This is a genomic window from Mesorhizobium sp. LSJC269B00, assembly GCF_000502815.1.
Lineage (GTDB): Bacteria > Pseudomonadota > Alphaproteobacteria > Rhizobiales > Rhizobiaceae > Mesorhizobium.
Genome location: NZ_AYVN01000010.1, coordinates 194017 through 200016, shown reverse-complemented (window position 1 = coordinate 200016; position 6000 = coordinate 194017). Strand labels below are relative to the sequence as shown.

Annotated in this window: 5 protein-coding genes and 3 pseudogenes; all 8 read left to right on the top strand. The window is 61.3% G+C overall.

What is annotated here, in order from left to right; genetic code table 11:
- Window positions 1-5 precede the first annotated feature (5 nt).
- A pseudogene (locus tag X771_RS1000000169905) lies at window positions 6-359 on the top strand (4Fe-4S dicluster domain-containing protein); the annotation flags it as partial.
- A 292-nt stretch (window positions 360-651) separates the two neighbouring features.
- Window positions 652-963 (top strand): FixG Ig-like domain-containing protein, encoded by a 312-nt coding sequence (locus X771_RS1000000169335; protein ID WP_348625476.1) that lies wholly within the window; start codon window positions 652-654, stop codon window positions 961-963.
- A complete protein-coding gene (locus tag X771_RS0134610; protein WP_031202947.1) occupies window positions 945-1367 on the top strand; it encodes a FixG Ig-like domain-containing protein in 423 nt (140 codons plus the stop codon). The genes X771_RS1000000169335 and X771_RS0134610 overlap by 19 nt, the downstream gene beginning before the upstream one ends.
- Window positions 1364-1855 (top strand): FixH family protein, encoded by a 492-nt coding sequence (locus X771_RS143080; RefSeq protein ID WP_023689419.1) that lies wholly within the window; start codon window positions 1364-1366, stop codon window positions 1853-1855. The genes X771_RS0134610 and X771_RS143080 overlap by 4 nt, the downstream gene beginning before the upstream one ends.
- Window positions 1819-2052, top strand: a pseudogene (locus X771_RS143085) (FixH family protein); the annotation flags it as partial. The gene X771_RS143080 and the pseudogene X771_RS143085, both read left to right, overlap by 37 nt.
- Window positions 2049-4413 (top strand): annotated as a pseudogene (locus tag X771_RS01000000165265) (heavy metal translocating P-type ATPase). The pseudogenes X771_RS143085 and X771_RS01000000165265, both read left to right, overlap by 4 nt.
- On the top strand, window positions 4410-4580 hold the full coding sequence (gene ccoS, locus X771_RS143090; protein ID WP_023689417.1) for a cbb3-type cytochrome oxidase assembly protein CcoS: 171 nt from the start codon (window positions 4410-4412) through the stop codon (window positions 4578-4580). The pseudogene X771_RS01000000165265 and the gene ccoS overlap by 4 nt, the downstream one beginning before the upstream one ends.
- Window positions 4581-4646: 66 nt before the next feature.
- Complete coding sequence (locus X771_RS07490) at window positions 4647-5531, top strand: CBS domain-containing protein (RefSeq protein ID WP_023689416.1); 885 nt, start codon at window positions 4647-4649, stop codon at window positions 5529-5531.
- Window positions 5532-6000: the final 469 nt, after the last annotated feature.

The window sequence follows — 6000 nt, the reverse complement described above, 5'->3', positions numbered from 1 at the left end:
GTCCGATGGGGATCGACATACGCGACGGTCAGCAACTCGAATGCATCACCTGCGCGCTCTGCATCGATGCCTGCGACGGCGTCATGGATAAACTCGGCAAGGAGCGAGGACTGATCTCCTACGCGACGCTCTCCGACTACAACGCCAACATGATGCTGGCCACCGCCGGCGGCGCCAGCTCGGTCGATCCGTCGCTGGTCAGGACGGATGACGGCGTGTTTTCGGACAGGGTGGCGCATTTCCATATCCACAAGATCTTTCGGCCACGAACCTATGTCTACATGGCCATGTNCTGTCCGATGGGGATCGACATACGCGACGGTCAGCAACTCGAATGCATCACCTGCGCGCTCTGCATCGATGCCTGTGACGGCGTCATGGACAAGCTCGGCAAAGCGCGAGGACTGATCTCCTACGCGACGCTCTCCGACTACAACGCCAACATGATCCTGGCCACCGCCGGCGGCGCCAGCTCGGTCAATCCATCACTGGTCAGGCCGGATGACGGCCTGTTTTCGGACAGGGTGGCGCATTTCCATATCCACAAGATCTTTCGGCCACGAACCTATGTCTACATGGCCATGTGGTCGCTGATCGGGCTGGGCCTGCTCTTTTCGCTGCTGACGCGCGACCGGCTCGAGANATGTCTACATGGCCATGTGGTCGCTGATCGGGCTGGGCCTGCTCTTTTCGCTGCTGACGCGCGACCGGCTCGAGATCAATGTCCTGCACGACCGCAACCCGCAATTCGTGACGCTCTCCGACGGCTCGATCCGCAATGGCTATACCGTCAAGCTGCTGAACATGATCCCCGAACCGAGAACGATTATCGTCACCCTCGGGGGTTTGCCAGGCGCAGAGATGAGCATCGTTGGCGTCGACCTCCCCGCCGATCGCTCCTTTGCGGTCCAGGTCGAACCCGACCGGCTGAAGNCTATGTCTACATGGCCATGTGGTCGCTGATCGGGCTGGGCCTGCTCTTTTCGCTGCTGACGCGCGACCGGCTCGAAATCAATGTCCTGCACGACCGCAACCCGCAATTCGTGACGCTCTCGGACGGCTCGATCCGCAATGGCTATACCGTCAAGCTCTTGAACATGATCCCCGAACCGAGAACGATTATCGTCACCCTCGGGGGTTTGCCAGGCGCGGAGATGAGCATCGTTGGCGTCGACCTCCCCGCCGATCGCTCCTTTGCGGTCCAGGTCGAACCCGACCGGCTGAAGATGCTGAAGGTTTTCGTGCGCCTGCCCGCCGATCAGATTAATCGCCAGGCGCAGACCTTCACATTCCGCGTCGAAGACAAGGTCAGCTTCGAGTCCAACGAATACACCGCCACCTTCAATGCGCCGGAGATCGCCAGATGACCGCCACCACGCGAAGACCCCGCGAATTCACCGGCAGGCACATGTTGGCCACCATCCTTGCCTTTTTCGGCGTGGTCATCGCGGTCAATCTGACGATGGCGACGCTTGCCAACACAAGCTGGACCGGCCTTGTCGTCGAAAATACCTATGTGGCGAGCCAACAATTCAACAAGAAGGCCGAGGAAGGCCGTGCGCAGGCAGCGCTTGGCTGGACCGGCCAGTTGACCATCGCATGGGGCGAAGTCCGCTATTGCATCATCGACGCCGCGGGCAAACCGGTTTCCCTGCATGGCGTGAAGGTGCTGTTTCGCCATCCGGCTTACGAGAAAGAGGATGAGTCCGTCACGCTCGCCCTGGTCTCTGGCCAGGAGTTTGCAGCACAACACGTGCCAAGGGATGGTGTCTGGATCATCGAAATAGACGCCGATGCCGGCCTGGCAAANGCATCATCGACGCCGCGGGCAAACCGGTTTCCCTGCATGGCGTGAAGGTGCTGTTTCGCCATCCGGCTTACGAGAAAGAGGATGAGTCCGTAACGCTCGCCCTGGTCTCTGGCCAGGAGTTTGCAGCACAACACGTGCCAAGGGATGGTGTCTGGATCATCGAAATAGACGCCGATGCCGGCCTGGCAAGACCTTATCGCGACGTGCGCAGGGTCATGATTTCCAATGGAGCGCTAAAATGAGCTGCTGTGCACCGGGCGCGGAAGTCGCGCTGGATCTTGTCAGCGCCACTTCAGTTCTGCCGTCCAGCCAGGAGGTCAGGCTGGCCAGCCGATCGCTTGGCGACGACCTTCATCAGACCGACCTTTCGGTGCCGACCGTTCATTGCGGCGCCTGCATCCAGACGATCGAGACGGCCTTGGGAAAACTCGGTCACGTCGAGGCAGCTCGCGTGAACCTGTCAACCAAGCGGGTCTCAGTCCGCTGGCGCGGCGACGAGGCTCCACCTTTGGTCGCTGTGCTCGGCCGGCTCGGCTATCAGGCGCATTTGTTCGAAGCCGAGATTGATGCAAAGGACAAGATGCTTTCGGAGCTTATCCGCGCCGTCGCTGTTGCCGGCTTTGCTGCGGGCAACATCATGCTGCTCTCGGTGTCGGTCTGGTCCGGCGCCGAGGGCGCCACCCGCGACCTGTTCCACTGGGTCTCGGCTCTGATCGCCATTCCTGCGCTGGCCTTCGCCGGCGGGATCTTCTTCAAGTCGGCGTGGAATGCGCTGCGCCACGGCCACATGAACATGGACGTGCCGATAGCCGTCGGCGTGTCGCTGGCCTACGCCATGAGCCTCTATGAGACGATCACCCATGGCGACCACGCCTATTTCGANAGCCGTCGGCGTGTCGCTGGCCTACGCCATGAGCCTCTATGAGACGATCACCCATGGCGACCACGCCTATTTCGACGCATCGGTATCCCTGCTGTTCTTTCTCCTGATCGGTCGCACGCTCGATCACGGGATGCGGGAACGCGCCCGCACCGCTGTGAAGAGCCTGTCACAATTGGCCGCACGCGGTGCCATGGTGCTGCGCGGCGATGGCGCTCGGGACTATCTGCCGGTGGGCGAGATCGAACCGGGCATGCTGTTGCTGATCGCCGCCGGCGAAAGAATCCCTGTCGATGGCAAAATTGTGCGCGGGACATCGGACGTCGACTGCTCCCTGGTCTCCGGCGAGAGCACGCCCAGTAGCGTGGCGCCGGAAGACACCGTGCAGGCCGGCGTCCTCAACCTTACCGGTCCGCTGACGGTAGAGGCCACAGCCGCCGCGAAGGATTCGTTCTTGGCGGAAATGGTTCGGCTGATGGAGGCCGCCGAAGGTGGTCGCGCCCGGTATCGCCGTATCGCCGACCGCGTGTCGGCACTCTACGCGCCCGTGGTTCATCTCACCGCATTGGTAACATTCACGGGCTGGATGGCGGCGACCGGCGACTGGCATCGGGCGATGACGATTGCCATCGCTGTTCTCATCATCACATGCCCCTGCGCGCTTGGCCTCGCCGTCCCAATCGTTCAGGTGGTCGCCGCGCGGCGCCTGTTTGAGAATGGCATCATGGTCAAGGACGGCTCGGCCATGGAGCGCCTGGCAGCGATCGATACAGCCGTGTTCGACAAGACCGGCACGCTCACGCTTGGCCAGCCCAGGCTCGTCAACACGTCGTCGATCGATCCCGCCATGCTGGCAATCGCTGCCGACCTGGCCGCGCATTCGCGTCATCCATATTCAAAGGCCATTGCCGGCTTTGCCGTCAGCAGCAGCCAGCACAAATTCGACGCGGTGACCGAGCACCCGGGTTTCGGGATCGAAGCCACCGCCGCCGGTATCACCTGGCGGCTGGGTCGACGCGGATGGGCTGGTTGGAAGGCGCGAACCGGCGGCGAAGGCAAACATGGCTACGGCGGAACAGTGCTGACGAAAAACGGCATGATTGTCGCATCCTTCGTTTTCGAAGATGCGCTACGCCTCGACACCAGGGCAGCGATCGATCAACTGCGCAACGCTGGTATGTGCGTGGAAATGCTGTCGGGCGATACCGCGAAAGCCTGCGCCGAGATTGCGGACGTGCTCGGTGTCGATGACTTCGTTCCCTGCCTGCTCCCGTCCGGCAAGGTTGAACGCATCGAGAGTCTGGCGAGAGACGGGCACAAGGTTCTGATGGTTGGCGACGGGCTCAACGACGCACCGGCGCTGAGCGCCGCGCATGTCTCGATCGCACCCGCCACGGCGGCCGACATTGGCCGCAATGCAGCCGACTTCGTTTTTCTGCGCGAAAGCCTCTTGGCGATCCCGCTGGCGCTGGACGTGTCGCGCAAGGCGGGAAGCCTGATCCGACAGAACATAACAATTGCTATCGTTTACAATGCTGTGGCCGTGCCGATCGCCATTCTGGGTCATGTTACGCCTCTGATCGCGGCGGTCGCGATGTCTGCCTCGTCATTGCTTGTGATTGGAAACGCAATGCGTCTGCAAGGCTTCGCAACGGGTGCGTCGTCCGAAACTGCGCGGCAGGACAGGCCCGCGCGGGCCGGCACCTTGGCCCGATCCTCATGACGACGCTCGCCTATCTCATTCCGGTGGCGTTGTTCCTTGGCGCACTCGGCCTGTCCGGCTTCCTGTGGGCGTTGAGAAGCGGCCAGTACGATGATCTCGATGGCGCTGCGGAGCGCATTCTAATCGACCGCGACGACTGCGCGGAGAATCCTCCTCGTTCCAAGTGACTCAGATCAACGCGCCGCGGGTCGGGATGTCCTATCGTCGTCCGACGAAAGATCAGGAGGGTGAGGATGCAAGCCGAATCCATAATGACAAAGCCAGTCATCACGACGGATGCGAACGCGACGATCGCGCAAGCGGTCGAGCTCATGCTTTCAAACAAGGTCAGCTGCCTGCCGGTAGCAGACAGCGACGGCACCCTGATTGGTATTGTAAGCAAAAGCGACTTCTTGCGCCGAGAAGAACTTGGGACCCAGCGTGTGCGTCCGCGCTGGCTGGAGTNCAGCTGCCTCCCGGTAACCGACAGCGACGGTGCCCTCGTTGGAATTGTAAGCAAAAGCGACTTCTTGCGCCGAGAAGAACTTGGGACCCAGCGTGTGCGTCCGCGCTGGCTGGAGTTTGATCTTGGCCCGGGCACAGTCGCCAATGACTATGCGCGCTCGAACGGACGGATCATCCATCAGGTGATGACCACACCCGTCATCTCGGCGCCTCCTGGCGCCTCGATTGCAGATATTGTCGACCTGATGATGCAACATCGCATCAACAATCTTCCGATTGTCGATCGGGACAGGGTCATCGGCATCATCACGCGAACTGATTTGCTGCTTGTCCTGATCCGCGCCATGCCGAAACAGGGAACCACGCCACCCGATGACGACCTGATCCGCAAGGCTATCCTTGCCGAACTGCAGTCACAAACCTGGAGCGGTGGTGACTTGATCGATGTGAGGGTCAGCGACGGCCTTGTCGAACTGAAGGGGGCGATTGTCGACGAGCGTCAGCGGAAGGCAGCGATCGTTGCGGCTGAGAAGGTTGCCGGCGTCGGGCAAGTCAAGGACGGCCTCCTCCTCAGTACGGATCCGTTCGGTGAAGGTTTCATAGCTGCGGAAAAGGCGGGGACGCGGAGCAGAGTCCCTTTGGTTCTGCTCCCTTCCCACATCACTTGGACATGAGGCCGTCGGCGAGTTCCTTCGGCGTCTAGCGCCCGTCATGGGCGGAGAGTACGCTGTCGGCAGCAAGATGCCCGTCCTGACGGAATGCGATGGCCGCTGCCTGTTTTGGTGGGCTTGGACCGGCGCTTCCTGTGGATCTGAAGAGCGGCCAATACGAAGATCTCGACGGCTCCGCCCAGCGCATCCTTATCGATCGGGAAGAGCCGCGAGGCTGAACCGGTTGGCGGCGCCCAACGACTGTGCGGATGCTGGTCGTCAGTCGACCGAGTCTTTGCTGGATTGCCTCGTCATGATGATATCGGCGCGCGTGCGAAGAACGGATCAGCCACAATACGTTGCCGAACCTTTGGCCAGTAGGGGCACGCGATTGGGAAGCCGACCATTCAGAATGCCTAGACATGCAAACGTTTTCACGGCAATCGACCACTCGACCGTGAACCCGCCGTTGCCGGGTTATCGAGCCTGGTTG